Source organism: Vibrio sp. Vb1026 (assembly GCF_033338745.1).
Classification (GTDB): Bacteria; Pseudomonadota; Gammaproteobacteria; order Enterobacterales; family Vibrionaceae; genus Vibrio; species Vibrio alginolyticus.
Genome location: NZ_JAWOTH010000065.1, coordinates 1 through 1,686 on the forward strand (window position 1 = coordinate 1; position 1,686 = coordinate 1,686).

1 protein-coding gene is annotated in these 1,686 nt (G+C 39.4%); it reads left to right on the forward strand.

Annotated features, from left to right (window positions below):
• Nucleotides 1-652: 652 nt before the first annotated feature.
• The gene (locus tag R7E47_RS24175; protein WP_318085195.1) at nucleotides 653-1,555 is read left to right on the forward strand and encodes a hypothetical protein; all 903 of its coding nucleotides are present in this window, start codon (nucleotides 653-655) and stop codon (nucleotides 1,553-1,555) included.
• Nucleotides 1,556-1,686 lie beyond the last annotated feature (131 nt).

The window sequence follows — 1,686 nt, forward strand, 5'->3', positions numbered from 1 at the left end:
AAACAAACTAAGCAGTTATGTTGTAACTCAAGGTTCAGTGTTAATTCGTTGATAGGCGCTTTTTGAGTACTTCCTAATCCTAATGCGAGCAATATTATGGTCATGTAACGTTTTTTGAAGTTCATGCTTTTCGTCCTTTCTTTTCGTAAATCTCGACACAAGTTAGCGTGTTTCATTTTTCTCTATGATCTTAAGATCTCACGCTGTTAGTTTGCTGTCATTTGAGCCAAGTTTTGAAGTAACAAGAGTTACTCTTTGGTTCAGTGAATGTGAGTTTAATTCGAATGATTGTTGTGACGCGGCAAATGACCGTTTGTGCGGTTTGAGCCAACTAGGCATTTTTATTTTTGGATAATGATAGATGCCTAGTTGCAGGTTGAACATGTGAAAAACGAGCATTTCAGAGGTGTTTCTGAGTGAGTTTAGAAGTTAGTTAGATTGCTATGTAAATCGCTCTCAAAGTGTCACAAACTTTCAAATGTTTTTTGGTGGGTAATGTGCCGGATTTCAGTCTGAAATCGTGCCTAGAGCGTTTGAGGGGCTTCTAAGTGGTGTTTTTGATAGTGAAGTTGCCTATTTAACATATGACCAATATTACGCACCTTTAAGTGTCGTTATGATGTCATCACGTTAATTGAGGTTAGGTGAACTGATGCCACACAATTTTTTGGATAGAAAGAAAAAACCGTTGAGTTCTTCTGGTGGAGGTTATAAGCCACTCCATGAAGAAGAGTCATTAAGAAAACCGCAAGCTCGAGAAGAAACAGTAAGGGAGCGAGCTGCCCGCCAACGTCGAGAGCGTCAAGCTGAATTGACGTATACCCAAGAAGATTACGCTCGTTGGGAACGAAATCGAAAAAGAAGACAGCTAGAGGTCGAAGCTCAAAAGGCGATTGAAGGATTATTAATTTTTCTTCCCGCATTGGATCTGGAAACTTTGGTTCACAGCCAAGCGGTAAAAGAATTTAGCGAAGCGTTCGATGTTATCTTGAAAGGGTACAACGGGGGCAATATTTCCTATGAGACTGGATATGATCTTATTCATCAGGTCAAAAATGGCTTCATTGAGGGAGGTGGTGCGCTTAGAAAAGTCGAAGAGAATCGGTTATCACGCCAGACAGAAAAGGCTGATAATTTCTCTCAAGATGGCAGTTATCGACGCAATCTAGTAGTGAATGATGAATCGTTTAATGTTCGCTTTAAAGCGAGTTGCGCTACGCCTGAATGCTTAATGAGAAATGCCAATATCGACATGGAAGATGATGCTTTTCAGGATTACATTGAGGCTGCAACACAAGATAAACGTTCGGATGTGATGCAGGTGATCGGTGTTGCTCTTATCGCTAACCCATATCTCAAACCTTTAGAATATGTTGTGTTTGGAGATATAGCCTACGCTGGACTTAAAGATAAAAACCTTGATCCTCTTTGGGCTTATTTAATGGGTAGAGGGGCTTACTCTCGCCTACATTTACTTAGCGTGTGTAAGAGAGTGAAAGATACCTCAGAAAATGTTGTAAGTTATTTTTCAGGGAGCGTTTTAAGTAGTGATTGATAAGGTTAAGACGCAAAAGTATGTGAATGTATCCGATGGTATTAATGCATCTTGCTTAGGGATATGTTTATTCTTTTTTTCTGCGGAATTTATCTATCTTTTAAGCTTCTGGGGATTAACATTTTTTTTCT

Coding starts and splice junctions, on each gene's coding strand:
- R7E47_RS24175 (WP_318085195.1), top strand. CDS start 653: ATGCCACACAATTTTTTGGATAGAAAGAAAAAACCGTTGAGTTCTTCT.